This window comes from Streptomyces sp. NPDC020747 (assembly GCF_044334695.1).
Taxonomy (GTDB): domain Bacteria; phylum Actinomycetota; class Actinomycetes; order Streptomycetales; family Streptomycetaceae; genus Streptomyces.
The window spans coordinates 79,461-104,939 of the sequence record NZ_JBIRTJ010000025.1; the positions used below are offsets into that span (position 1 = coordinate 79,461).

Sequence of the window (25,479 nt, forward strand, 5' to 3'; positions counted from 1 at the left end):
GGCGGCCCGGGAGCCGCCCACGGCAGCCGCGGATAAAGTGCGCACATGGGGCATTGGTGGACACGGAACATCACCGAACCGGGAAAGCTGCCGCTGCTGCTGGCGCTCTCCTCCTTCGTACTGACCTTTGTGATCACCCGGATCGTCGTCCGGATGATCCGCGCGGGCAAGGGCCCCTTCGGCAACGTCGAGGCCGGCGGCGTCCACATCCACCACGTCGTCCCCGGAGTCGTCCTGACCGTGATCGGCGGCTTCGGCGCGGTGGCCAGCGGCCGGCACGGCTTCGGCTCGGCCGCGTTCGCCGTGGTGTTCGGCATCGGCGCGGGTCTTGTCCTCGACGAGTTCGCGCTGATCATGCATCTCGACGACGTCTACTGGAGCGAGGAGGGCCGCAAGAGCGTCGAGGTCGTGGTGGTCACGGCGGCCCTGGTGGGCCTGATGCTCAGCGGTTTCCTGCCGTTCGGCGTCAACGACCTCACCGAGGACGAACTGCAGGACCGTGCGGGCGTGGTCGTGAGCATCGGGCTGAACTTCCTCATCTCGCTGCTGGCCCTGAGCAAGGGCAAGGCACGTATGGCGATCTTCGGCGTGATCGTCCCGCTCGTCGCCCTGGTCGGCGCGATCCGCCTCGCCCGCCCCGGCTCGCTGTGGGCCAAGCGCTTCTACCGCAGACGGCATCGCGCCCGGGCCAAGGCCCAGTTGCGGGCCTACCACCACGACCGCCGCTGGGCGGGCCCCCGCCGCAGGGTTCAGGACTGGATCGGCGGCAAACCGGATCCGGAGCCCGTCCGGTCCCTGCCCGGCGGCCGGTGACGCAGCTCGGAGATCCCGCACAGCACCAGCACGGCCGCGATCGCGGCCAGATGCTCCCTGCCCGCCAGGTTCTCCTTCAACAGCACCTCCGCCACCATGGCCGCGACGACCACCCCCGCGGTGACGTACGCGTGGTATCGCCAACAGAGGAAGACCGCGAGCCCGACCACGGCCGCCGACGGCCCGGTGTCCACGACCAGTGAGTCCGAGGCGGGCAGCCCCAGAAACCCGTGCGGGCCCAGCGCGATGCCCACGCGCGCGTAGAGGGTGCCGGCCAGCGTGGCGACGTACGCGATGAGGAGCGTGCGCCACCGGCCCAGACAGATCTCGGCGATCCCGAACACGAGCAGGATCTGCGCGAGCGCACCCCACACGGGCAGGTCCAGGGCCGGTACGAAGAGGGAGAGCGGGGTGCGCAGCAGGGCGAGCCAGAGCGGGTCCTCGGCGCGGACGGCACCGACGTTCTGGACGAACCGGTAGCCCCAGGCCTGGTTCTGCACGTACTGAGTGAGCGCTGTCAGGCACACCGCGGCGAGGGTCATGGGGATCGCACTCCATATCGCACGCCCGCGCCGCTCGACGAGGCCCGCGCGTACGGTCGCGTACAGCGGGCCCCATTCCGCGCGGGCCAGACGGGCGAGGGTGCTCATCGGCGGGGGACCGCAGGTCCGTGCGTACTCATCTGTGCGACTCCAGGTGCTTGCGGTGCAGCCACTTCGGCAGGCCCGGCGCCTCCAGGAACCCCTCCGCGCGGGCCGCGGCGATGCCGATGCGCGGCAGGTCACCGCTCTTCTCGAAGAGCAGGAACCGCGGTTCCCAGATGGGCCGGTACTTGGCGTTGGCGCGGTACAGCGACTCGATCTGCCACCAGCGCGAGAAGAAGCTGAGGAGTGACCTCCACAGCCGCAGTACCGGGCCCGCGCCGAGACGCCCGCCACGTTCGAAGACGGAACGGAACATCGCGAAGTTGAGCGAGACCTGCGTGATCCCGATCTCGGGAGCCTGCTGGAGGAGCTGGATGACCATGAACTCCATCAGCCCGTTCTCGGAGTCCCGGTCCCGCCGCATGAGGTCGAGGGAAAGCCCGTGCGGCCCCCAGGGCACGAAGGAGAGCACCGCTCTCAACTCGTCCGTGCCTTCCCCCGCCCGGCTGTTCGTGCATTCGAGCATCACGCACCGCCCGTCGCCCGGATCCCCGAGCCGTCCGAGCGCCATGCTGAAGCCCCGCTCGGTCGCCCCGTCCCGCCAGTCGTCGGCCCGCTTCAGCAGGTACGTCATCTCGTCGGCCGGGATGTCCTCGTGGCGCCGGACGCGGACCTGGTAGCCCGCGCGCTGGACGCGGTTGTAGGCCTGGCGGACGGTCCGCATGGCCCGCCCCTCCAGCGTGAACTCGGCCGTCTCGACGATCGCCTCGTCGCCGAGCTCCAGCGCGTCGAGGCCGTGGCGTGCGTAGATGGTCCCCGCCTCCTCGCTCGCGCCCATCACCGCCGGGATCCAGCCGTGGGCGCGCGCCTCGGCGAGCCAGGGGTCGATGGCGCCGGGCCACGCCTCGGGATCGCCGATCGGGTCGCCGGAGGCCAGCGAGACGCCGCTCACGACGCGATAGACGACGGCCGCCTTGCCGGTCGGCGACCACACCACGCTCTTCTCGCGGCGCAGCGCGAAGTAGCCGAGGGAGTCGCGGTCGCCGTTCCGGTCGAGCAGTGCCCGCAGCCGTTCCTCGTCGCCCTCGGTGAGCGGGTCGACGGCGCGGCGGGAACGGAAGGCCGCGTAGAAGACGGCCAGGACCAGCAGGGTGCTGAGCACGTTGATGGTGACGTTCGCCCAGTTGGGAGTGGTGATCCCGGGGAAGCGGGCGTCGTCGGCGGCGACCGAGATCAGCCGCAGGGTGCCGTAGCGCCAGCGGTCGGGGAACGTCGAACGGTCGGCGTCGTGCGCGTCGTTCGTGACGGTCACCAGGAGCGCTGCGAGCAGCGAGCAGAGCAGCAGTCCGCCCACCGCGACGGCCGCCGCCAGCTTCGGGTTCGAGCGGTCGCCCTTCGCGTAGAACTCACGCCGTCCGACGGCGAGGGACGCCACGAAGGCGGCCGTGAGGACGAGGGAGATCCAGTTCTGCGGGTACTCGTGGATCTCAGGGAAGACCATCGCGAAGGCGAGCAGCAGCAGGAAGAGCCCGCTGAGTACGAGGTTGAGGATCCAGGCCGCTCGTTTGCGGCGGCGCATCGTGATCGCCAGGAACATCGTGAACGCGCCCGACGCGAAGCCCGCCGTCAGGAGGTACGGGGTGAAGTAGTTCTCGGTGTTGTGGCGGCGCACGTCCTGGCCGAGGGAGACCCATACGGCACTCAGGAAGTTGAGGAACGCGACGAGTCGGAGGTACCAGACGGCGAACGCGGCGGCTCGCCGTGAGGCGGGGGTGGTCGGGCGGGCGACGTCGCCTGTGCGGGCGGGGGCCCGCTCTGGCTCGGGAGCCGGGCCTTGCTTGACGGCGGTTCGGGCGCTTCCCATGAAACGGGATCATATGGGGCACTACGGTGTGTGAGCGTTCATGGGGAGCGGTGGTTCGGTCGGGGGGCGGGTGCGGGTGAGTGCGGGCAACCCCAACCGGCCCGCACCCGACGAACTACCCCAGCAGCTGTTCCTTCTCGGGGTCCTCGGAGCCCTCCGGGCTCTCCGGCAGCTCCGCTGCCAAGGCGGCCGCGGCCTGTACCAACGGCAGTGCGAGCAACGCCCCCGCGCCCTCCCCGACCGTCACCCCATGGTCGAGCAGCGGCTCCAGTGCCATGCGGTCGAACGCCTTCGCCTGGGCGGGCTCACCGCTGGTCTGCCCCGCCAGCCACCAGTCCGGCGCCCGGAAGGCGACCCGCTGCCCGACCAGCGCGCACGCGGCCGAGACGACCCCGTCGAGGATCACCGGCGTCTTCCGCGCGGCACTCTGCAGCAGGAACCCGGTGATCGCGGCAAGGTCCGCCCCGCCCACCGCCGCGAGCAGCTGCAGCTGATCCCCGAGCACGGGCCGAGCGCGACGCAGGGCGTCGCGAACCGCCGCGCACTTCCGCATCCAGGCGAGGTCGTCGATGGCCCGCCCCCCGCGCCCGGTGACGACCGACGCGTCGGTGCCGCACAGCGCCGCGATCAGCACGGCCGCGGCGGTGGTCCCCCCGACGCTCACGTCCCCGAGCACGACCAGATCGGTGCCGGAGTCGGCCTCCTCGTCCGCGACGGCGACGCCCGCGAGGAAGGCGGCCTCCGCCTCCTCCGGGGTCAGCGCGTCCTCCACGTCGATCCGCCCGGAGCCGCGCCGCACCCGGTGCCGTACGACCTCGTCGGGCAGGCTCTCCGGCTCGCAGTCGAGGGCCATGTCCACCACGCGCACGGGTACGCCGAGCCGCCGGGCCAGTACCGCGACGGGGCTCGCGCCGTCGAGCACGGCGCGCACCAGCTCGTCCGCGCTCCCCGCGGGCCGCGCCGACACCCCCAGTCCGGCGACCCCGTGATCACCCGCGAACAGCACCACGCGCGGACGCTCGATCGCCCGCACCGGCACGGCCGACTGTGCGGCCGCCAGCCACTCACCGAGGTCGTCGAGGCGTCCCAGGGCCCCGGGCGGCACGACCTGCCGCTCCCGGCGTGCCTCGGCGTCACGGCGTACACCGCCGTCGGGGCGCTCGATCAGATCGGTGAAGTCGTCGAGATTAAGCGAGCTCATTCGCCGAACAGTACCGGCAGTGATCGGGCCGGTCTCCTGACGGTCGGTCAGTGCTCTTCGCATGGTCGTTGCATCGAAGATCTCTATCCCATACGTTCCGGTTTGCAGTGGATTGTCATACCGGTTTGTATCGACCGGTAGTAGCTCATATCAGCCTCTACAGGGTCGTACCGCGTCGGACCGGCAGGAGCAGACAGACCATGCCCCCCACACCCGCAACACCCCCCACACCTCCCGCACCCGCCACATCCCCCGCCCAGCAGACCGTCGCCCGGCGCCGCGCCGCGTATCTCAGCGAACTCGCCCAGGGCACCGACCACTTCCACGAGCCCCGCCGGCCCGACTGCCCCTGGTGCGGCTCCCGGCGGCTGCGCACCCGCCTGCGCACCCCGGACCTGCTCCAGCACAAGCCCGGCACCTTCGTCGTCGACGAGTGCGAGGACTGCGCCCACGCCTTCCAGAACCCCCGCCTCACCGCAGAGGGCCTGGCCTTCTACTACCGGGACTTCCACGAGACCCACGAGGGCCAGTCCGGACACGAGGGCTTCGCCGAGCGGACCCTGCGCGCCCGCGCCGGACGCAGACGTCACGAGGCCGCCGCCCGCGCGATGCTCCCGTACCCCGAGCCCGAGAGCTGGCTGGACGTCGGCACCGGCCACGGCCACTTCCCGGCGGCGGCCAAGGAGTTGTACACGTACACGTCCTTCGACGGGCTCGACCCCACCCCGCGCGTCGAACAGGCGCGGACGGCGGGCCGGGTCGAGGAGGCCCACCACGGCCGGCTGCCCGACCTGGTCGACCGGCTGCGCGCCCGCTACGACGTGGTCAGCATGTTCCACCACCTGGAGCACAGCCCCGACCCGCGCGAGGAACTGCGCGCCGCGCTCGCCGTGCTGCGCCCCGGCGGGCACCTGCTCGTCGAAGTCCCGGACCCGGACTGCGCGTTCGGCGCGCTGCTCGGCAAGTGGTGGGTGTCCTACTGCCAGCCGCAGCACCTCCACCTCATGCCGCTGCGCAACCTGCTCGACGAACTCGACGAGCTCGGCTGCACGGTCGTCTCCACCGACCGCCGCGAACCGCACATCCCGTACGACCTCACGGGCGCCCTCGCCCTCGCGATCGGCAACCGGCTGCCGGGCGGCGACGAGCCCTGGCGCCCGAGCCCGCCGACCGACCTCCAGCGCACCCTCCGTACGGCCCTGACCCGGGCCACCACCCCGCTGCTGGCCTCCGCCTTCGCCCTGGACCACGTCCTGGCCCCGCTCCTGCGCCGCACCCGCTTCTCGAACGCGTACCGCATCATCGCCCGCAAGACGGCAGGCAGGCACACTCCCCGCCCTTCGGCCGCCTAGTCCTTCAGGCCCGGCCCTTCAGCGGGAGTGCCTGCCCCGCCACCACCAGCAGCACGTGCTCGCACTCGGTCGCGAACGCCGCGTTGAGGCGGCCGAGTTCGTCGCGGTAGCGGCGGCCGGAGGGGGTGGCGGGGACGATGCCGGAGCCGACCTCGTTGGAGACGGCGACCACCGTGCGGCGGGTCTCGCGGACGGCGGCCGTCAGCTCCTCCACCCGGGCCCGCAGCGCGCGCTCGCCGCCACCGCCCCACTCGTCGTCGTCCCACGCGTTCACGGCGTCCATCGCGTCCGTCAGCCACAACGACAGACAGTCGACGAGCAGCGGCGCCCCGTCGTCCTTCAACAGGGGCACGAGGTCGCAGGTCTCGGTGGTACGCCAGGAGCCGGGCCGCCGCTCACGGTGGGCGTGCACCCGGGCCGCCCACTCGCCGTCGCCGTTCCGCGTCCCGCCGGTGGCCACGTACAGCACGTCCGGGAAGGCCTCCAGGCGCCGCTCGGCCTCCACGGACTTCCCGGACCGGGCCCCGCCGAGCACCAGGGTCCGCCGGGGCACGTCGGGCACGTCCTCGTACACCCCCACGGTCAGCGTCGTACCGTCCGGCACCGCACGCGCCCCCGCCGCCGAGAGCCGCCGCCGCAGCTCCCGGCCGGGCGGCACGTCGTGGTCGAGGTGGACCGCGATCACGTCCGTGGCCGGCCCGACGGCCCCCACCACCCGCAGCCGGGCCAGCGCGTCCGGCCGCCCGACGACATCGGCGAGCACCATGTCGTACGCACCGGCCGCCTCCTCAAGACCCGCGGGGGCCGCGCCCGGCGGCAGATACAGCAGCCGCTGCCCGTCGGGCCCCGTCACGGCGTACCCGGTGCCCGGCGCGTCCATCGGCACCGCCCGCACCCGATGCCCCGTCAGCAGAGCCAGCTCCCGCCCGTCCGGCACCCGCCCCGGCTGCGGCAGCCCCGCCGGCACCTCCACCGCGGGCCCGTTGTGCGGATGCGACAACAACACCTGCCGGGCCCCGCCCAACGACCGCCCGGCCCGGGCGGCGGCAAAGGCCGCCCCGGGCGTCAGGTCCAGCAGCAACGCCCCGTCCACCAACAAGGCGGTGGCCGCCCGGGCGTCAACCCCGAGCGCCACCGCACAGGCGGCACAGGGACAGTCGGGCCGGGGCAGCCCCGAGGGTCCACCGGTACCAAGCAAAGTAACTTCCACGGTTCTGATTTTTCCGTGTAGCTCCCGGTCCTGCGCGTCAGGGGGTGTACAAAGGCGCCTCCCTCGGGGCGCGGGGCTGTGAGATTCGCGGCTCCGCCGAGGGGCGCGACAAGCCCCCGCCAACCCGCGGACAGCACACAACACTTCTCGACCTGCACCTTTGAACACCGGACAACCAGCGGAGCGCCTAGGCTTCGGGGCGAGAGCCCGATCTTGCTGGGAACTTTGGGAGGCTGACATGGCGGCATGGACGTGGCGGTTCGAGAAGGCCGACGGGACGGAAGTCCAGCCCGCGGTCCAGCCCGAGGAGTTCACCACCCAGGGCGACGCGGAGTCCTGGCTCGGCGAACACTGGAAGGCGCTGGCCGAGGCGGGGGCGGACCAGGTCCGGCTCTCCGAGGACGCCACGGAGATCTACGGCCCGATGAGCCTGCACGCAGAGGCTTCCTAGGCCCCCGTAGCCCGAACGCGTGAGGGCCGCGGCCGTACGAACGACCGCGGCCCCCGCGCCGCCCGCCTCACCACCGGCCGAAGGCCGTGTCACGGCCGGCCGACCGCCGGTCACTGCTCGCCGAGTGTCACCTCGGCGCTCTTCTCGTCGCCGTCGCGGGTGTACGTCACCCGTACCTTCCCGCCCGGCTTCTGTGCCGCGAGCGCCTCGGAGAGCGAGTTGACCGTGGTGATCCCGGTGTCATCCAGCCCGGTGATGACGTCCCCGCGCTCGATCCCCGCGTTCGAGGCCGCACCGCCGTCCTTGACCTCGACCACCGCGACCCCGGCAGGCCGGTAGTCGGCGCCCACCACGGTCCGGGCGGTGATGCCGAGCGCGGCCCGCCCCGAATCGGTGACCCTGCCGTCCTCGACGATCTGGTCGGCGACCGTACGCACCATCGACGCGGGAATCGCGAAGCCGATACCCGGCGCCGCGCCCTCGCCCATGCCGGGATCGGTCGCGGCGAGCGTCGGGATGCCGATGACCTGCCCGTCGAGGTCGACGAGGGCGCCACCGCTGTTGCCCGGGTTGATCGCGGCCGACGTCTGCACCATGTTGGCGATGGTCGCGCCCGTGCCTCCGTCCGTACTGCCCTCGCTGACAGTGCGCCCGGTCGCCGACACGATGCCCTGGGTGACGCTGGACGACAGCCCGAGCGGCGAGCCCATCGCCAGCACGATCTGGCCGACGTCCACCTTCGAGGAGTCCCCGAAAGAGGCCGCCCTCAGCCCCTCCGGCCTCCGGTCCAGCTTGATGACCGCGAGATCCTGCTGCGGGTACGTGTAGACGAGCTTCGCGGTCAGCTCGTCCTCGCTGTTGGCCGTCGTCACCTTGAAGGTCTTCTCGTCCCCGACCACATGCGCGTTCGTGACGATGTGCCCCTTGTCGTCGTACACGACCCCGGAGCCCAGATCACGGGTCGCCTGGATCTGCACGACCGACGGCAGGACGTCCTTGATCACCTTCTGGTAGTCGTCCTGCAGATCGTTCGCGGCCCGGGGAGCGGCGGCCCGGGCCGCCTTGGTGCCACCCTCGGTCCCGGTCGACGTCCCACCGCCGGAACAGCCGCCGAGCAGGACGACGCAGCAGCCGGCGATCAAGGGAAGGACACGGGCAAGGGCGCGGCCACGGGGCCGGGCAGGCGACGCGACATCCATGCCCCGAGTCTTGCCCCGGGGCGGTGGGTCCGGCCTGCGGTGCGGGGCCGAACAGGGGGTTCTCAGCCGCGTACGCCGCACAGGTGAAGCAGGGCGGCCACCCGGCGGTACGGATCCGTCCGCCCGGCCCGCTCCTCCGCGGCCAGCAGCGTCCGAACGTCGTCCGGGACGGCCGCGTCGTCCGCAGCGGTGTCCGTGAAGACCCGCACGCCGTACCAGGCGTGAAGGGGCGCCCCGATCCCGGCGAGCGTGCCGGTGAGCGCGTCGAGCCGGTCGGCCCGTACGTCGAGTCCGAGACGGTTCGTGTACGTGCTGGTGTCGAAGGACGTCAGCGTGCCCGCCCAGTCGCCGGCCAGCCCCGGCCGCATGGCCAGCGCGTCGGCGTTCCGTACGAGCAGGGAGAGCAGTCCGCCGGGGGCCAGCATCCGGGCGAGCCCGGCGAGGAGGGGGTCGGGCTCCTCGACGTACATCAGCACGCCGTGGCACAGCACCACGTCGAAGCTGCCCGGCAGGAAGTGGACCCCGGTGTCCCGCCCGTCGCTCTCGACGAGCCGCACGCGGCCGCGGATCCCCTCCGGCTCGGCGGCGAGGCTCTCACGCGCGACGGCGATCATCTTGGAGTCCTGCTCGACCCCCGTGACCTGGTGGCCGGCCCGGGCCAGCCGCAGCGCCTGCGTGCCCTGGCCCATGCCCACGTCGAGCACGCGCAGCCGCTGCCCGACCGGGAACCGCCCGGCTATCTGCTCGTCGAGCTGCCGGGCGACCAGTTCCTGCCGTACGACATCACGCAGACCGCCCAGCTTGCTCAGCCAGGCATCGGCCGCGCCCCCCGCGAAGGACGCCGCGCTCAGGGCCGCTCTCCGCGCTTGACCTGCGGCTTCGGCAGCCGGAGGCGACGCATCTGGAGGCTGCGCATCAGCGCGTAGGCGACCGCGCCGCGCTTGGGCTCGTCCGGGAAGCGCGCGTTCAGCTGCTTCTTCATGCGGATCGCGATACCGATCGAGTCCACCACGATCATCACGATCACGAAGAGCCACAGCAGCAGCGCCACGTTCTGCAGCTGGGCGATCTGGACCATGCTCAGGACGAGGATGATCACCGCCAGCGGCAGGAAGAACTCGGCGATGCAGAACCGCGAGTCGATGAAGTCGCGTGCGAACCTGCGCACGGGGCCCTTGTCACGGGCGGGCAGATAGCGCTCGTCCCCACTGGCCAGCGCCTCGCGCTGCTTCGCCATCTGGGTACGGCGATCGTCACGCTGCCGCTTGGCGGCCTCCTTGCGCGTCGTCGGCGTATTGGCCACGCTGCGGCGCTGAGACTGGGCCTCACTGCGCTTGGGCGTGGGCCGACCCTTGGGGGCCTGCGGGTCACGGGGCTGAGTGGAGTCGGTCAGCGCCTTGTCGGCGGGGACCTTCTCATCCTTGGCGCGGCTACGGAACACAAAACCCAAGGGTAATGGGTACGGAGGCATGGACGTCAGCCCCGTGGGGAACGATCCGGCAACACCGGTCGTCTGTAGGGGGACAGAGAGCCTGAAAAGAGGTGGCCGCCCACGGTTCTCCCGGCCGACCCCGGGACGAACCCAGGGGGACACCTACTCCCTACGCCGGAGCGGGATCATTCACAGTCGTCCTTGGGGATGAGCGCATCCGTCCCCGAACAGTGCGGTAATGGATGCAGGGCCCGTACTGTGGGTTCTGTTGTAGTCGCTGGAGCTGGAGTCCGTCAGAAGGGGGCGCGCGAAGCCCATGAGCGGTGTCATGAAGCGTATGGGGATGATCTTCCGCGCGAAGGCGAACAAGGCCCTTGACCGGGCCGAGGACCCGCGCGAAACCCTCGACTACTCGTACCAGAAACAGCTGGAGCTGTTGCAGAAGGTACGCCGGGGTGTCGCCGACGTGGCGACCTCCCGCAAGCGCCTGGAACTGCAGCTGAACCAGCTCCAGAACCAGTCCTCCAAGCTGGAGGACCAGGGCCGCAAGGCGCTCGCGCTCGGCCGCGAGGACCTGGCCCGTGAGGCGCTGTCGCGCCGTGCCGCGCTCCAGCAGCAGGTCACCGACCTGGAGACGCAGCACCAGACCCTCCAGGGCGAGGAGGAGAAGCTCACCCTCGCGGCGCAGCGGCTCCAGGCCAAGGTCGACGCCTTCCGGACCAAGAAGGAAACGATCAAGGCGACGTACACGGCCGCCCAGGCGCAGACCCGCATCGGCGAGGCCTTCTCCGGCATCTCCGAGGAGATGGGCGACGTCGGCATGGCCATCCAGCGCGCCGAGGACAAGACCGCGCAGCTCCAGGCGCGCGCCGGTGCCATCGACGAGCTGCTCGCCTCCGGCGCCCTCGACGACTCCTCCGGGCTCGCCAAGGACGACATCCAGACCGAGCTCGACCGGCTCTCCGGCGGCACGGACGTGGAGCTGGAGCTCCAGCGCATGAAGGCCGAGCTGGCCGGCGGTTCCTCCTCCCAGCAGGCGATCGAGGGCGGCAAGGACCAGACTCAGTCCAAGCAGCAGCCGCAGGACACTCCGCGCTTCGACAAGCAGTAGCCGCAGGCAGCAGTCCCACGCCGAGGAGGGCGTCATGATCGTACGGATCATGGGGGAGGGACAGGTGAGGCTGGACGACGGCCACCTCACCGAACTGAACAAGCTGGACGACGAGCTCCTCGCGGAGATGGAGTCCGGTGACGAGGAGGGCTTCCGGCGCACGCTGGGGGCGCTCCTCGACGCGGTCCGCCGCCTGGGCGTGCCACTCCCTGACGCCGCCCTCGAACCCTCCGAGCTGATCCTCCCGTCCCCGGACGCGACGCTCTCGGAGGTCCGGGAGATGCTGAACGACGACGGCTTGATCCCGGGCTGACGCCCCCAGACTCCCACTTGGACTTCAGCCCCTCCGGCGTTTGAGGAGCGGGGGTTCGGGGGCGGAGCCCCTGAAAAGGGACGGGAATGGCTAAGGGCGGCGGGGGCGAAAAATGTGGGCCCCGCCCCGATTCCAGGTGGCACCAGTTCCGCCCCCCGCAGGGGCCCCGTACCGTAAACAGTCGTGAGCACACTGGAGCGCGCCCGAACCCGCCTGCGGGCATACCCGCTGGTGGTGGACGGCGCCCTCGCGGCAGCAGTCCTCGCCTGCATGGTCGTCGGCTCGTTCGCGGAACCGAACGGAAGACACGGCGGCCCGGACTGGGGCGCCCGCACCCCCGACGCCCTCAGCCTCACCCTGATGCTGCTGGCCGCCACCGCCCTGGTCTTCCGCCGCGGCCACCCCCTGAGGGTCCTCGCCGCGACGAGCGCCCTGTCGGTCCTGGAGTTCGTGACGAGCGACCCCAGGGCCCCCGTGGTGATGTCCGCCGTCGTCGCCCTCTACACGGTGGCGTCGGCGACCGACCGGCCCACCACCTGGCGCGTGGGCCTCCTCACGATGACGGTCCTGACCGGCATCGCCATGCTCGCCGGCCCCCTGCCCTGGTACGCGCAGGAGAATCTCGGCATCTTCGCCTGGACCGGCATGGCCGCCGCCGCGGGCGACGCGGTCCGCAGCCGCCGCGCCTTCGTGCACGCGATAAGAGAGCGCGCCGAACGCGCGGAGCGCACCCGCGAGGAGGAGGCGAGGCGCCGCGTCGCCGAGGAACGCCTGCGCATCGCCCGCGACCTGCACGACGTCGTCGCCCACCACATCGCCCTCGTCAACGTGCAGGCCGGAGTGGCCGCGCACGTCATGGACAAGCGCCCCGACCAGGCCAAGGAAGCCCTCGCCCACGTCCGCGAGGCCAGCCGCTCCGCGCTCAACGAACTCCGCGCCACGGTCGGCCTGCTGAGACAGTCCGGCGACCCCGAGGCCCCCACCGAACCGGCCCCGGGCCTGCACCGCCTGGAAGAACTCGTCGGCACCTTCCGCAGCGCGGGCCTGCCCGTGGAGGTGGCCCGCACCGACCACGGCACCACCCTCCCCGCAGCCGTCGACCTGGCCGCGTACCGCGTCATCCAGGAAGCCCTCACCAATGTGCGGAAGCACGCGGGCCCCGAGGCGAAGGCCGAGGTCAGCGTCGTACGCGTGGGACCGAACGTGGAGATCACCGTCCTCGACAACGGACCGGGCGACGACGCGGCGGCCCGGCTCGAGGAGAACAGCGGCCACGGGCTGCTCGGCATGCGCGAGCGGGTCACCGCGCTGAGCGGTGTCTGCACCGCCGGACCCCGCTACGGAGGCGGCTTCCGGGTCCATGCGATCCTGCCGCTCAAGAGCCGCACCGGTAGCACCGCGTCCACCGCGGCGGCACCGGCACCCGCACCGGCATCCAAGTCGGCGGCCTCGACCACGGCACCCACGGGGGACCCCGCATGACCATCCGCGTCCTGCTCGCCGACGACCAGGCACTGCTGCGCAGCGCGTTCCGCGTGCTGGTCGACTCCGAGGCCGACATGGAGGTCGTGGGAGAGGCCTCGGACGGGGCGGAGGCCGTGCGGCTGGCCCGCGAGGAGCGGGCCGACGTCGTGCTCATGGACATCCGCATGCCCGGCACCGACGGTCTCGCCGCGACCCGGCTCATCAGCGCCGACCCGGGCCTCGCCCACGTACGGGTCGTGATGCTGACGACCTTCGAGGTCGACGAGTACGTGGTGCAGTCGCTGCGCGCCGGAGCCTCCGGGTTCCTCGGCAAGGGCTCCGAGCCGGACGAACTGCTCAACGCGATCCGGATCGCGGCGGGCGGCGAGGCGCTGCTGTCACCGGCCGCCACCAAGGGGCTGATCGCGAAGTTCCTCGCACAGGGCGACGGCGATGACGACGACCAGGATCGTGGCCGCGCCGAACGCCTCGAAGCGCTGACCGTCCGCGAGCGCGAGGTTCTCGTCCAGGTCGCCGGTGGGCACTCCAACGACGAGATCGCCGAGCGTCTCACGGTCAGCCCGCTCACGGTGAAGACGCACGTCAACCGGGCCATGTCCAAGCTGGGAGCCCGCGACCGGGCACAGCTGGTGGTCATCGCGTACGAGTCCGGACTGGTACGCCCAAGGGTGGAGTGAGCTCCACCCGTACATACTGCGGTCGCGGTATGCGCCGTATAAGGAACGGGACCTGGGGGCGACGGTCGGGGTCCCGGCGATGGCTCAGAGTGATAGGCGGACGCTCACATGAGCCCATTTGGCCGCTCCAAAGACTCGAGCCACAGAAGAGAGACCCGTCACCCATGTCCCGGCTGTCCCGCTTCAGCCTCGCCCAACGCGCGCTCATAGGGCTGATGTCGATCATCGCCCTGGCCTTCGGGGCGATAGCGATCCCGCAGCTCAAGCAGCAGCTGCTGCCCACCATCGAACTGCCCATGGTGTCGGTGATCGCGCCGTACCAGGGCGCGTCCCCCGACGTGGTCGAGAAGCAGGTCGTCGAGCCCATCGAGGACAACCTCGAAGCGGTCGACGGGATCTCCGGCGTCACCTCCACGGCCAGCGAGGGCAACGCCCTGATCATGGCCTCCTTCGACTACGGCAACGACTCCGCCCGGATCGTCGCCGACGTCCAGCAGGCCGTGAACCGCGCCCGTGCGCAGCTCCCGGACGACGTGGACCCGCAGGTCGTCGCCGGTTCCACCGACGACATCCCGACCGTCGTCCTCGCGGTCACCTCCGACAAGGACCAGCAGGCCCTCTCGGACCAGCTCGACCGCACGGTCGTCCCCGCGCTGAAGGACATCGACGGCGTCGGTCAGGTCACCGTCGACGGTGTACAGGACCTCCAGGTCGCGGTCACGCCCGACGACGCGAAGCTGGCGAGGGCCGGGCTGACCACGGCCGCGCTCGGCCAGGCACTGCAGGCGGGCGGCGCGACCCTCCCGGCCGGTTCCTTCGACGAGAACGGCAGCAACCGCACGGTCCAGGTCGGCGGCGGCTTCACCTCGCTCAAGCAGATCCAGGACCTGATGGTCACCGGCGAGGGCGGCAGGAAGCCCGTACGCCTCGGTGCCGTCGCCACCGTCGAGGAGGAGCCCGCGAAGGCGGACTCCATCACCCGCACCGACGGCAGGCCCAGCCTCGCCGTCTCCGTCACCATGGACCACGACGGCAGCGCGGTCGCGGTCTCCGACGCGGTCCAGGACAAGCTGCCCGGCCTGCGCAAGGACCTCGGGTCCGGCGCCACGCTGACCGTCGTCAGCGACCAGGGCCCGGCCGTCTCCAAGTCCATCAAGGGCCTGACCACCGAGGGCGCCCTCGGTCTCCTCTTCGCGGTCCTGGTCATCCTGGTCTTCCTGGCGTCGATCCGTTCGACGCTGGTCACCGCGGTCTCCATCCCGCTGTCGGTCGTCCTCGCGCTGATCGTGCTGTGGACCCGCGACGAGTCGCTCAACATCCTGACGCTGGGCGCCCTGACCATCGCCATCGGCCGGGTCGTCGACGACTCGATCGTGGTCCTGGAGAACATCAAGAGGCACCTCGGCTACGGCGAGGAGCGCCAGGAGGCGATCCTCAAGGCCGTACGCGAGGTCGCGGGCGCGGTCACCTCCTCGACGCTCACCACGGTCGCGGTGTTCCTGCCCATCGGTCTGACCGGCGGCATGGTCGGCGAGCTCTTCGGCTCGTTCTCCCTGACCGTAACGGCGGCCCTGCTGGCCTCGCTGGTCGTCTCGCTGACGGTCGTACCGGTGCTCTCGTACTGGTTCCTGCGCGCCCCCAAGGACGTGCGCGGCATCGACCCGGAGGAGGCACGCCGCAAGGCCGAGGAGAAGGAGGCGCGCAGCCGCCTCCAGCGCTTCTACGTGCCCGTGCTGCGCTTCGCGACCCGCCGCCGCCTCACCAGCGTGGCGATCGCGGTGGTGGTCCTCGTCGGTACGTTCGGCATGACGCCCCTGCTGAAGACGAACTTCTTCGACCAGGGCGAGCAGGAAGTCATCACGGTCAAGCAGGAGTTGAAGCCCGGGACCAGCCTGGCGGCGACCGACGCCGAGGCCAAGAAGGTCGAGAAGATGCTCGACGGCGTCAAGGGCGTCGAGGACTACCAGGTCACGGTCGGCTCCTCCGGCTTCATGGCCGCGTTCGGCGGGGGCACGGACACCAACCAGGCCTCCTACACCGTCAAGGTCGCCGACTCGGCCTCCTTCGACGACGTCCAGGACGGTATCGAGGAGGGGCTCGGCAAGCTCTCCGGGATCGGTACGACGACGGTCGCGGCCGGTGACGGCTTCGGCAGCCAGGACCTCAGCGTCGTGGTGAAGTCGGCCGACGCCGCCGTACTGCGCGAGGCCGCCGAGGAGGTCCGCGACGCGGTCGCCGGGCTCGACGACGTCACCGACGTGACGAGCGACCTCGCCCAGTCCGTGCCGCGGATCTCGGTCAGGGCCAACGACAAGGCCGCCGCGGCCGGGTTCAACGACACGACCCTCGGCGCGGCCGTCGCCCAGGCGGTGCGCGGCACCACCAGCGGCAAGGCGATCCTGGACGACACCGAGCGCGACGTCGTCATCAGGTCGGCGAAGCCGGCCGAGACGCTGTCCCAGCTGAGGAGCCTCAGCCTCGGGTCCGTGAAGCTCGGCGACATCGCGACGGTGAAGCTGGTCGACGGGCCGGTCTCGATGACCCGTATCGACGGCCAGCGCGCCGCCACCATCTCGGCGAAGCCGACCGGTGACAACACGGGCGCGGTCAGCGCCGACCTCACGGCCAAGCTCGACAAGCTGAAGCTGCCGGCCGGTGCCACGGCCGCCATCGGCGGTGTGTCCGAGGACCAGGACGACGCGTTCGCGTCCCTCGGCCTCGCGATGCTCGCGGCGATCGCGATCGTCTTCATGCTGCTGGTCGCGACCTTCCGGTCGCTGATCCAGCCGCTGATCCTGCTCGTCTCGATCCCGTTCGCGGCGACGGGTGCGATCGGTCTGCTGGTCATCACCGGTACGCCGATGGGTGTGCCGTCGATGATCGGCATGCTGATGCTCATCGGCATCGTCGTGACCAACGCGATCGTGCTGATCGACCTGATCAACCAGTACCGCAAGCAGGGGTACGGGGTTGTCGAGGCCGTGGTGGAAGGCGGCCGGCACCGGCTCCGCCCGATCCTCATGACGGCCCTGGCGACCATCTTCGCCCTGCTGCCCATGGCACTCGGCATCACCGGCGAGGGCGGCTTCATCGCCCAGCCGCTGGCGGTCGTGGTGATCGGCGGCCTGATCACGTCGACGCTGCTGACGCTGCTCCTGGTGCCGACGCTCTACGCGATGGTCGAACTCCGCAAGGAGCGCCGCGCGAAGAAGAAGGCCGTGAAGCGGGGGGAGAAGGCCGAGGCCTCCGACTCCTCCAACTCGGGTGACCCGGAGCCCGTGGGGGTGTAGGTGGGGGCTCCGCCCCCGAACCCCCGTTGCGCAGTTCCCCGCGCCCCTAAAAAAGGGGCGCGGGGAACTGCGCAGTCTTTTTGGCCCTACGGCAGCGCCAGCATCCGCTCCAGCGCCAGCTTCGCGAACTGCTCGGTCTCGCGGTCCACCTCGATGCGGTTGACGAGGTTGCCCTCGGCCAGGGACTCCAGGGTCCAGACCAGGTGGGGGAGGTCGATGCGGTTCATGGTCGAGCAGAAGCAGACCGTCTTGTCGAGGAAGACGACCTCCTTGTCCTCGCTCGCGAAACGGTTCGCCAGCCGCCGTACGAGATTCAACTCCGTGCCGATCGCCCACTTGGAACCGGCCGGGGCCGCCTCCAGGGCCTTGATGATGTACTCCGTGGAACCCACGTAGTCGGCCGCCTCGACGACCTCGTGCTTGCACTCGGGGTGCACCAGGACGTTCACGCCGGGGATCCGGGCGCGCACGTCGTCGACCGAGTCGACGGAGAAGCGGCCGTGCACCGAGCAGTGGCCCCGCCACAGGATCATCTTGGCGTCGCGGAGCTGCTCGGCCGTGAGCCCGCCGTTCGGCTTGTGGGGGTTGTAGAGGACGCAGTCCTCCAGCGTCATCCCCATGTCGCGGACGGCCGTGTTGCGGCCCAGGTGCTGGTCGGGCAGGAAGAGCACCTTCTCGCCCTGCTCGAACGCCCACTCCAGGGCCTTCTCGGCGTTGGAGGAGGTGCAGATCGTGCCCCCGTGCTTGCCGGTGAACGCCTTGATGTCCGCAGAGGAGTTCATGTACGAGACGGGCACGACCTGCTCGGCTATCCCGGCGTCGGTCAGCACGTCCCAGCACTCGGCGACCTGCTCGGCGGTGGCCATGTCGGCCATCGAGCAGCCGGCGGCCAGGTCGGGCAGGACGACCTTCTGGTCGTCGGAGGTCAGGATGTCCGCCGACTCGGCCATGAAGTGCACACCGCAGAACACGATGTACTCGGCCTCGGGGCGCGCGGCGGCGTCCCGGGCCAGCTTGAAGGAGTCCCCCGTGACGTCCGCGAACTGGATGACCTCGTCGCGCTGATAGTGGTGGCCGAGGACGAAGACCTTGTTCCCGAGCTTCTCCTTGGCCGCGCGGGCGCGCTCGACCAGGTCCGGGTCGGACGGCGAGGGCAGGTCACCGGGACATTCGACGCCGCGCTCGCTCCTGGGGTCGGCCTCACGGCCGAGGAGCAGCAGGGCGAGGGGCGTCGGCTGTACGTCGAGCTCCTGGGTCTGGGCGGTGGTCACGACACGCACCCTTTCTGTTCTGCGGCCCGCTTGGATCGACCGGCTGGGACGATCAAGCAGAACAAGCCTTTTCGTCGAAATGACGTTATCTATCATAACCGCTTCATGTCAGTTTGACGATGGTCGATAGCGTCCATGTGACGTGAATCCCGTGCGGTGGTTGTCCACAGGCCGTTTTCCGCTTCCGGGTGGGTGTGCGAGCATGAAGAGAGAAGCCAAGACGTAACGCTCGGCCCGGAATGAATCCGCGGCCCCGCCGGTTGCAACCGTCGGCAAGCAGTCTCCGTACAACCCGGGAGAGAAGCAGATGTCCGTATCGGACGAGACCACCACCGTGAGCGACGGCATCCTCCTGTCGGACGCCGCCGCGGCCAAGGTCCAGGGCCTGCTGGAGCAGGAAGGCCGCGACGACCTGGCGCTGCGTGTCGCCGTTCAGCCCGGCGGCTGCTCCGGCCTGCGGTACCAGCTCTTCTTCGACGAGCGCTCCCTCGACGGTGACGTCGTCAAGGAGTTCGGCAGCGTGAAGGTCGTCACCGACCGCATGAGCGCTCCGTACCTGGGCGGCGCCTCCATCGACTTCGTGGACACCATCGAGAAGCAGGGCTTCACGATCGACAACCCGAACGCGACGGGTTCCTGCGCCTGCGGCGACTCCTTCAGCTAAGCCTGCTGCTTGCGTTTGACGGATGACGGCCGGGTCCGTCGTCCGGGACGAACCGCACGACACCGAAAGGCGGCGCCCCCTCCAACAGGGCGCCGCCTTTCGCGTATCAGCGGGTTGTCGCGTACCGGCGGGTGCGCGTCCTCCGCGTACCGGTGACCGGGTGTGTCCGGCTACCGCGCCTCGGTCGGGTTCGGCAGGTCCTTCTCCAGCGGGACCGCCTTGCCGTCCGTGTCGACGACCTTCCGCTCCCCGAGCGATGCCTTGAGCTCGACCTTCTCGTGGAAGACCTTGGCGATCAGGATGCAGACCTGGTCCGTCTTCAACGTCTCGGTCACCCGGACCGTCACCTTGCCGCCGGACTCCTGCGCCGAGGCCTTGTAGTCACTGCACACCCCGCCCGTGAAGCGCACGGTCACTTCCTTGCCGTCCGCGCTGTAGCCCTCGACACGGACATCCCGGGTCTCGGTCTTCGGCGCCCCCGTCGTCCCGCCGCCCGGCTCGCTCGTCCGCGGGCTCGGAGCCGTCGTCGGGTCGTCGCTCGGGCTGTCGGCCGGAGGCTTCGGAGAGGTCAGATACCGCGGGTCGACCGCGGGATGCGTGACCGTGAAGCCGGCGCCCGCCCCCGAGGGCCGTACCTCGAAGAGCCAGGACGGCACCAGCGCCTGCCGCCCGTCCACGAAGTGCGTGGCCAGACCGAACACGGCGTCCTCGACGACGACCGGCTCGGGCTTCGGCGCCGCCGTCGACGCCTCGCACGGCTTCTCGTCCTTGTCCTTCAGCGGTACGGGACTCGCGCAGCCGCCGATACCCACGCGCCCGCCGCCCGTCCCGGACCCGTTCAGCAGGGCGAGCGTCTTCTCGGCACTGAGGACGGGGTACGTGTCGCTCTTCACCGGGGTCTTCAACTGGCCGCTGCCGCCGACAACTTGGCCGTCGGGGCCGATCTGGAGGCCGGTCGACCAGCCGTACGTCGGCAGCCCGCCCACCTTCGGATCCGCGTTCACCACGCGTACGGCGTCCATGAGCTGGCTCGCGTCGAGCTTCGCGTCGTCCTGGCCGACCGCCTTGAGGACCGGCGCGGCGGCCTTCTTCGCCGCCTTCACGCTCACCGGGTCGGTCTCGGCACCCTTGGTGCCGGCGCCGGTGCCCTTGGCCGTCCCGCCCGCGCACACCGTGGTGCTCTTGCAGTTGTCGGTGCCGGGCACGAAGCGGTTGAACGTCCAGGTGCCGGGGGCCTTCTTGTTCACCCGCAGGCCCGGGCCGGAACCGTCCTTCGCGGCGCCGACCAGCCAGGCGTCACCCTCCGCCTTCGGAGTGCCCTCCACACCCAGGGCCTTGGCCAGCTTCGCCACCTCGGCCGCGGTGACCTCGCCCTTGGCGCGGTGGACGGCCGCGGAGGAGGGGCCGTCGGGGAGTTCGCCCTCGGCGCGGTAGGCCGCCCCGTTCGGGTCGGGCTCGCCGGGCGCGATGCCGTTCGTGCCGTCCGTGCCCTTCGCTCCGCCCTCGGAGTAGCCGTCCAGGGCGAGCGGCGGCGGGGTGTCGTCGTCGCCCGGCGTACCGGAGCTGTCCCTGCTTCCGCCGCCGCCGGACGCGGTCGTGGCGAAGTACGCCCCGCCGCCTCCGGCGAGCAGCACGGCGGCCGCGACCGAGGCGACGACCACCGGCGAATGCCGCCTGCGCGGCTTGTCCTCGTCGGCGGCCTCGGCCGCGTCGTTGTCGGGTCGCTCGCTGTCCACCGCATCGCTCCTTCTGCCGCACCGCTGTCCCATGAGACCCGCCCTTGACCGGGTCAGGACACAGCAGGGTCGTATCCTGCCTCCCCTTTACGGGGGACAGCGATGGGACGCGACGGGGGAGCGCACGGTTCCCTCCGGGGGGAGCGGGTTGAAACTGCGGGCCCTCTGTGGCTGGTCGCGCAGTAGTCCGCGCCCCTTCGGGGGCGTGGACTAGTCGCCGTAGTCCGACATCGCGTCCAGCATCCGGGCGGAAGTCGACGGCACCGTCACGCCGTGGATGAGTGACGGGGACACCGGAAGAGCGGTGATCCTGGCGGGAGCCGACCAGTGCGGGACCATACGGGCGCAGTCGCCCCGCAGCTCGGCCAGACCGCCTTCGGGGTCGAGCGGAGCGTCGCCATGGATCTTGAGGTTCGTCATAGCGGAACCGTATGCACCGCATGCCCTGCGAAAAAAGCCCTACTATTGGGTAGTTTTGTCTACTTCGAAGCCGCGGCGCGGACCCGATAGCGTTAGATGTCAATCTCCCTCCTCGCAGGAGCGTGTCCTAGCCGTGCGTATCGCAGTCTCGGGCTCCATCGCCACAGACCACCTCATGACCTTCCCCGGCCGCTTCGCCGACCAGCTGGTCGCGGATCAGCTGCACACGGTCTCCCTCTCGTTCCTGGTCGACAATCTCGACGTACGCCGGGGCGGCGTGGGTGCGAACATCGCCTTCGGCATGGGCCAGCTCGGCACCTCGCCGATCCTGGTCGGGGCGGCGGGCTCCGACTTCGACGAGTACCGCGCCTGGCTGGACCGGCACGGCGTCGACACCGCGTCCGTCCGGATCTCCGAAGTGCTGCACACCGCGCGCTTCGTCTGCACCACGGACGCCGACCACAACCAGATCGGCTCCTTCTACACCGGCGCCATGAGCGAGGCCCGCCTCATCGAGCTCAAGGCGGTCGCCGACCGCGTGGGCGGACTCGACCTGGTCCTGATCGGCGCGGACGACCCCGAGGGCATGCTCCGGCACACCGAGGAGTGCCGGACCCGCTCGATCCCCTTCGCCGCCGACTTCTCCCAGCAGATCGCGCGGATGAACGGCGACGAGATCCGGCTGCTGCTCGACGGCGCGACGTACCTCTTCTCGAACGAGTACGAGAAGGGGCTCATCGAGTCCAAGACCGGCTGGACCGACGCGGAGATCCTTTCGAGGGTCGGCCACCGGGTGACCACCCTCGGGGCGCGTGGTGTGCGGATCGAGGGCGTCGGGGCGGACCCGATCGAGGTCGGTGTGCCCGAGGAGACGGCGAAGGTCGACCCCACCGGGGTCGGGGACGCCTTCCGGGCCGGGTTCCTGTCGGGGCTCGCCTGGGGCGTCTCGCACGAGCGGGCCGCGCAGGTCGGGTGCATGCTCGCGACGCTCGTCATCGAGACCAAGGGCACGCAGGAGTACCAGTTGCGGCGGTCGCACTTCCTGGACCGGTTCACGAAGGCGTACGGGCATGACGCCGCGGCGGAGGTTCAGGGGCACCTGGCTTAGTGCCGGTGCCCTGCTGGCGGGGCGCGTCGGTTCGTTGGCGGCTGCGGGTGCGTGGGGGCTGGTTGCGCAGTTCCCCGCGCCCCTAAAAGATCTGGGCTGGTCGCGCCTCCGCGGCGGAGCCGCACATGGATACAGCCCCGCGCCCCTAAAGGGGCGCTCTCCGGCGGACCACGTACGCCGTTCCGCCCTCTGTCGGTTCCTCTCCCACGTACTCCTGGTTTCGCATCTCGCACCAGGCCGGGATGTCCAGACGGGCCGCCTCGTCGTCGGAGAGGACGCGGACCGTGCCGCCGACGGGGACGTCGTTGATCACCTTGGCGAGTTCGATCACCGGGATCGGGCAGCGTTTGCCGAGGGCGTCCACGACGAGGGAGTCGTCCTGGACGACGGTCACGGCGGGGGCGCCCGCCGGGGCGCCCAGCTTCTCGCGGACCGCCGCGACCGTGCGGGGGAGGACGCCCAGGAAACGGTCCACGTCCTCCGCCGGGGTGCCGAGGGGGAGGGACACCCGGACGTTGCCCTCGCTCAGCACGCCCATGGCCTTGAGGACATGGCTCGGCGTCAGCGTGCTGCTCGTGCAGGACGATCCGGACGAGACCGAGAAACCCTCGCGGTCCAGCTCGTGCAGCAGTGTCTCTCCGTCGACATAGAGACAGGAGAAGGTGAGGAGATGGGGGAGCCGGCGCACCGGGTCGCCCACCACCTCCACGTCCGGGACCAGTTCGGGAACCCGCGAGCGGATCCGGTCCGTCAGCTCCCGCAGCCGGGCCGACTCGGCGACCGCCTCCGCGCGTACGGCCCGCAGTGAGGCGGCCGCGGCGACGATCCCGGGGATGTTCTCGAAGCCGGGAGCGCGCCCCGACTCCCGTTCGTCGGCCGGGCCTTGAGGGGCGTACCGCACCCCCTTGCGCACGACGAGCAGCCCGACCCCGGCGGGGCCGCCCCACTTGTGGGCGCTGCCCGTCAGCACCGACCAGCCGCCCTCGACCCGGCCCCAGGCCAGCGACTGCGCCGCGTCCACCAGCAGCGGTACGCCCGCCGCGCGGCACGCCTCGGCGACGGCGGCCACCGGCTGCTCCGTACCCACCTCGTGGTTGGCGGACTGGAGGCAGGCGAGCGCGGTGTCGGGGCGCAGGGCCTCGGCGTACGCGTCGGGGGAGACCGCGCCCGTGCGCAGAACGGGCACTTCGGACAGCGTGCCGCCCCGGTTCCGGTGCGTCTCGGCCGAATGGAGCACCGAAGAATGTTCGACCGCGGACACGATCAGGTGGCGTCCGACGCGGTGGCGTCCCGCGAGCGTGCCCTCCATTCCCGTGTGGACCGCCCGTGTGCCGGAGGTGGTGAACACCAGCTCGTCCGGGCGGCAGCCGAGCGCCTCGGCGGTTGCCTCGCGGGCGGCGTCCAGGAGGAGCCGCGCCCGCCGTCCCTCCCGGTAGAGCCGGGCCGGGTCGGCCCAGCCCTCGTCCAGGGAGGCCTGGAGGGCCTGGCGGGCCACGGGGTGGAGGGGAGCGGACGATGCGGCGTCGAAGTAGGACACGGGGTCACGCTATGCGGTGTGGCGGGGTACGGGTGCATGGGGCTTGCTCGCGGGGTGCGGGTCGGCGGGGGTCGGCCGCGCCCACGCGGCGGAGCCGCAAAATGTCGCGGCCCCGCGCCCCTGAAGACACCGGTGCGGAGCCGCATATGGACACAGCCCGGCGTCCCTGAAAAGAACAAGGCCAGGGGCGCAGCCCCGCTTGCAGGGGCGCGGGGAGCCGCGCGACCAGCCCTCACCGGCCCGCACCCACCGACGAACCGAACTGTCCCAGTTCACAGGCCCCCACGACGGGCCGTCACATACGGCTCGGAGCCCCGCATTCCACCCCTTCGGGGTGAGCCGCGGCGCGTTGGGGACCCTCCCCGCGCGACCCCAAAAAGCGTCCAGTAGGGTTTGGTCCGCATAAACATCCAAACCCCTGCCCGACGCAGGGCGGCGACCGACCAGCGAGAAGGCCGCAGCCAACAGCGCGGGCGAGACTCTCGGGAAGGCGCTACGTGAGTCCCTACGGCTCCGACCTCCCCCACGCCCCAGGGGGCGCGGGCGGTACCCCCATGCCGCGGCGCCCGATGCGGCGGAAGCTGCTGCAGGCACTGACTGCGGGCCTGGTCCTTGCGACCGCCACCGGTTGCACATACAAGGACTTCCCCCGCCTTGGTATGCCCACCCCGACCACGGAAGAGGCTCCGCGGATCCTCTCCCTGTGGCAGGGCTCGTGGGCAGCAGCGCTCGTCACGGGCGTGCTGGTCTGGGGCCTGATCCTGTGGAGTGCGTTCTTCCACCGGCGCAGCCGCAGCAAGGTCGAAGTTCCTCCGCAGACCCGGTACAACATGCCCATCGAGGCGCTCTACACCGTGGTCCCGCTCATCATCGTCTCGGTGCTGTTCTACTTCACGGCCCGCGACGAGACGAAGCTCCTCAGTCTCGACAAGAAGCCCGACGTCACGGTCAACGTCGTCGGCTTCCAGTGGAGCTGGGGCTTCAACTACATCGAGAACGTCGACGGCTCGACCGGTGACGCGAAGACCGACAAGAACCTCGACGCGATTCCGGACAGGTTCAAGAAGCAGTTCCCGGCGAACGCCGGTGGCGTCTACGACGTCGGTACGCCTGCCACGAAGAACCCGCAGAACGGCAACCCGGGTCCGACCCTCTGGCTCCCCAAGGGCAAGACGGTCCGCTTCGTCCTCACTTCGCGTGACGTCATCCACTCCTTCTGGGTGGTGCCGTTCCTCATGAAGCAGGACGTCATCCCGGGCCACACCAACTCGTTCCAGGTGACCCCCAACAGGGAGGGCACCTTCATGGGCAAGTGCGCCGAGCTCTGCGGCGTCGACCACTCCCGAATGCTCTTCAACGTGAAGGTCGTCTCTCCCGAGCGCTACGAGGCCCACCTCAAGGAGCTCGCCGAGAAGGGTCAGACCGGTTACGTCCCGGCCGGTATCGAGCAGACGGACCACGAGAAGAACCGGGAGACGAACAACCTGTGAGCATCCTCAATGAACCTCAGGGTGCCGCCGCGGCCGAAGACTCGTACGAGAACGAGCTACCGGTACGGCGCAAACAGCCCGGCAACGTTGTGATCAAGTGGCTGACCACCACGGACCACAAGACGATCGGTACGTTGTACCTGGTCACGTCGTTCGCGTTCTTCTGCATCGGCGGCGTGATGGCGCTGTTCATGCGCGCCGAGCTGGCCCG

22 protein-coding genes and 1 pseudogene are annotated in these 25,479 nt (G+C 70.7%); 12 read left to right on the forward strand and 11 right to left on the reverse strand.

The window, feature by feature from the left end:
* Positions 1-45: 45 nt before the first annotated feature.
* Positions 46-813, forward strand: a complete 768-nt coding sequence (locus ACH4YP_RS44130; protein WP_361060576.1) for a hypothetical protein — start codon at positions 46-48, stop codon at positions 811-813.
* Here ACH4YP_RS44130 and ACH4YP_RS44135 read toward each other — a convergent pair.
* From ACH4YP_RS44135 to cobT, 3 genes are all read right to left on the reverse strand, one after another.
* A complete protein-coding gene (locus ACH4YP_RS44135) occupies positions 750-1,463 on the reverse strand; it encodes a hypothetical protein (RefSeq protein WP_398496970.1) in 714 nt (237 codons plus the stop codon). The genes ACH4YP_RS44130 and ACH4YP_RS44135 overlap by 64 nt on opposite strands.
* 28 nt (positions 1,464-1,491) lie before the next feature.
* Positions 1,492-3,321: a phosphatidylglycerol lysyltransferase domain-containing protein gene (locus ACH4YP_RS44140; protein ID WP_398496971.1), complete on the reverse strand. Its 1,830-nt coding sequence runs from the start codon at positions 3,319-3,321 to the stop codon at positions 1,492-1,494.
* Positions 3,322-3,436: 115 nt separating this feature from the next.
* A complete protein-coding gene (gene cobT, locus ACH4YP_RS44145; RefSeq protein WP_398496973.1) occupies positions 3,437-4,522 on the reverse strand; it encodes a nicotinate-nucleotide--dimethylbenzimidazole phosphoribosyltransferase in 1,086 nt (361 codons plus the stop codon).
* Between the two features lie 200 nt (positions 4,523-4,722).
* Here cobT and ACH4YP_RS44150 point away from each other — a divergent pair, with 200 nt between their 5' ends.
* Entirely contained in the window at positions 4,723-5,874 is a 1,152-nt protein-coding gene (locus tag ACH4YP_RS44150) for a class I SAM-dependent methyltransferase (RefSeq protein ID WP_398496975.1), read from the forward strand.
* A 4-nt stretch (positions 5,875-5,878) separates the two neighbouring features.
* On the opposite strand, the gene ACH4YP_RS44155 is transcribed toward ACH4YP_RS44150, so the two are convergent.
* Positions 5,879-7,084 (reverse strand): bifunctional adenosylcobinamide kinase/adenosylcobinamide-phosphate guanylyltransferase, encoded by a 1,206-nt coding sequence (locus tag ACH4YP_RS44155; RefSeq protein WP_398496977.1) that lies wholly within the window; start codon positions 7,082-7,084, stop codon positions 5,879-5,881.
* 238 nt (positions 7,085-7,322) lie between these two features.
* On the opposite strand from ACH4YP_RS44155, the gene ACH4YP_RS44160 reads away from it, so the two are divergent.
* Positions 7,323-7,535 carry a hypothetical protein gene (locus ACH4YP_RS44160; RefSeq protein ID WP_055618417.1) on the forward strand — a complete coding sequence of 71 codons (213 nt, stop codon included), beginning with the start codon at positions 7,323-7,325 and terminating at the stop codon, positions 7,533-7,535.
* A 110-nt stretch (positions 7,536-7,645) separates the two neighbouring features.
* On the opposite strand, the gene ACH4YP_RS44165 is transcribed toward ACH4YP_RS44160, so the two are convergent.
* From ACH4YP_RS44165 to ACH4YP_RS44175, 3 genes are all read right to left on the reverse strand, one after another.
* Positions 7,646-8,734 carry a S1C family serine protease gene (locus ACH4YP_RS44165; RefSeq protein ID WP_398496979.1) on the reverse strand — a complete coding sequence of 363 codons (1,089 nt, stop codon included), beginning with the start codon at positions 8,732-8,734 and terminating at the stop codon, positions 7,646-7,648.
* A gap of 62 nt (positions 8,735-8,796) precedes the next feature.
* Positions 8,797-9,501, reverse strand: a complete 705-nt coding sequence (locus ACH4YP_RS44170) for a methyltransferase domain-containing protein (RefSeq protein ID WP_361060677.1) — start codon at positions 9,499-9,501, stop codon at positions 8,797-8,799.
* Positions 9,502-9,581: 80 nt separating this feature from the next.
* Positions 9,582-10,205 (reverse strand): DUF3043 domain-containing protein, encoded by a 624-nt coding sequence (locus ACH4YP_RS44175; RefSeq protein WP_361060590.1) that lies wholly within the window; start codon positions 10,203-10,205, stop codon positions 9,582-9,584.
* 277 nt (positions 10,206-10,482) lie between these two features.
* Between ACH4YP_RS44175 and ACH4YP_RS44180 the strand changes: the two genes are divergently transcribed.
* From ACH4YP_RS44180 to ACH4YP_RS44200, 5 genes are all read left to right on the forward strand, one after another.
* Positions 10,483-11,277 carry a PspA/IM30 family protein gene (locus ACH4YP_RS44180; protein ID WP_361060591.1) on the forward strand — a complete coding sequence of 265 codons (795 nt, stop codon included), beginning with the start codon at positions 10,483-10,485 and terminating at the stop codon, positions 11,275-11,277.
* Between the two features lie 34 nt (positions 11,278-11,311).
* Entirely contained in the window at positions 11,312-11,590 is a 279-nt protein-coding gene (locus tag ACH4YP_RS44185; RefSeq protein WP_361060593.1) for a hypothetical protein, read from the forward strand.
* A 183-nt stretch (positions 11,591-11,773) separates the two neighbouring features.
* Positions 11,774-13,072: a sensor histidine kinase gene (locus tag ACH4YP_RS44190; RefSeq protein WP_361060595.1), complete on the forward strand. Its 1,299-nt coding sequence runs from the start codon at positions 11,774-11,776 to the stop codon at positions 13,070-13,072.
* Positions 13,069-13,752: a response regulator transcription factor gene (locus ACH4YP_RS44195; protein WP_361060597.1), complete on the forward strand. Its 684-nt coding sequence runs from the start codon at positions 13,069-13,071 to the stop codon at positions 13,750-13,752. The genes ACH4YP_RS44190 and ACH4YP_RS44195 overlap by 4 nt, the downstream gene beginning before the upstream one ends.
* Before the next feature lie 164 nt (positions 13,753-13,916).
* Positions 13,917-17,042, forward strand: a complete 3,126-nt coding sequence (locus tag ACH4YP_RS44200; protein ID WP_398496982.1) for an efflux RND transporter permease subunit — start codon at positions 13,917-13,919, stop codon at positions 17,040-17,042.
* An 86-nt stretch (positions 17,043-17,128) separates the two neighbouring features.
* Here the strand turns inward: ACH4YP_RS44200 and nadA are convergent, their stop codons facing one another.
* Positions 17,129-18,313, reverse strand: a complete 1,185-nt coding sequence (gene nadA / locus ACH4YP_RS44205) for a quinolinate synthase NadA (RefSeq protein WP_398496984.1) — start codon at positions 18,311-18,313, stop codon at positions 17,129-17,131.
* 307 nt (positions 18,314-18,620) lie between these two features.
* On the opposite strand from nadA, the gene ACH4YP_RS44210 reads away from it, so the two are divergent.
* Entirely contained in the window at positions 18,621-18,977 is a 357-nt protein-coding gene (locus ACH4YP_RS44210; protein WP_055617203.1) for an iron-sulfur cluster assembly accessory protein, read from the forward strand.
* 170 nt (positions 18,978-19,147) lie between these two features.
* On the opposite strand, the gene ACH4YP_RS44215 is transcribed toward ACH4YP_RS44210, so the two are convergent.
* Together ACH4YP_RS44215 and ACH4YP_RS44220 are read right to left on the reverse strand one after the other, a co-directional pair.
* Positions 19,148-20,713 carry a hypothetical protein gene (locus ACH4YP_RS44215; RefSeq protein WP_398496986.1) on the reverse strand — a complete coding sequence of 522 codons (1,566 nt, stop codon included), beginning with the start codon at positions 20,711-20,713 and terminating at the stop codon, positions 19,148-19,150.
* Positions 20,714-20,923: 210 nt separating this feature from the next.
* On the reverse strand, positions 20,924-21,133 hold the full coding sequence (locus ACH4YP_RS44220; protein WP_361072516.1) for a hypothetical protein: 210 nt from the start codon (positions 21,131-21,133) through the stop codon (positions 20,924-20,926).
* 133 nt (positions 21,134-21,266) lie between these two features.
* Here ACH4YP_RS44220 and ACH4YP_RS44225 point away from each other — a divergent pair, with 133 nt between their 5' ends.
* On the forward strand, positions 21,267-22,241 hold the full coding sequence (locus ACH4YP_RS44225) for a carbohydrate kinase family protein (RefSeq protein WP_361072519.1): 975 nt from the start codon (positions 21,267-21,269) through the stop codon (positions 22,239-22,241).
* 145 nt (positions 22,242-22,386) lie between these two features.
* On the opposite strand, the gene ACH4YP_RS44230 is transcribed toward ACH4YP_RS44225, so the two are convergent.
* Positions 22,387-23,778, reverse strand: a complete 1,392-nt coding sequence (locus tag ACH4YP_RS44230) for a cysteine desulfurase/sulfurtransferase TusA family protein (RefSeq protein WP_398496988.1) — start codon at positions 23,776-23,778, stop codon at positions 22,387-22,389.
* A gap of 497 nt (positions 23,779-24,275) precedes the next feature.
* On the opposite strand from ACH4YP_RS44230, the gene coxB reads away from it, so the two are divergent.
* Both coxB and ACH4YP_RS44240 read left to right on the forward strand, forming a co-directional pair.
* Positions 24,276-25,268 (forward strand): cytochrome c oxidase subunit II, encoded by a 993-nt coding sequence (coxB, locus tag ACH4YP_RS44235; RefSeq protein ID WP_398496990.1) that lies wholly within the window; start codon positions 24,276-24,278, stop codon positions 25,266-25,268.
* A pseudogene (locus tag ACH4YP_RS44240) lies at positions 25,265-25,479 on the forward strand (cytochrome ubiquinol oxidase subunit I); the annotation flags it as partial. The gene coxB and the pseudogene ACH4YP_RS44240, both read left to right, overlap by 4 nt.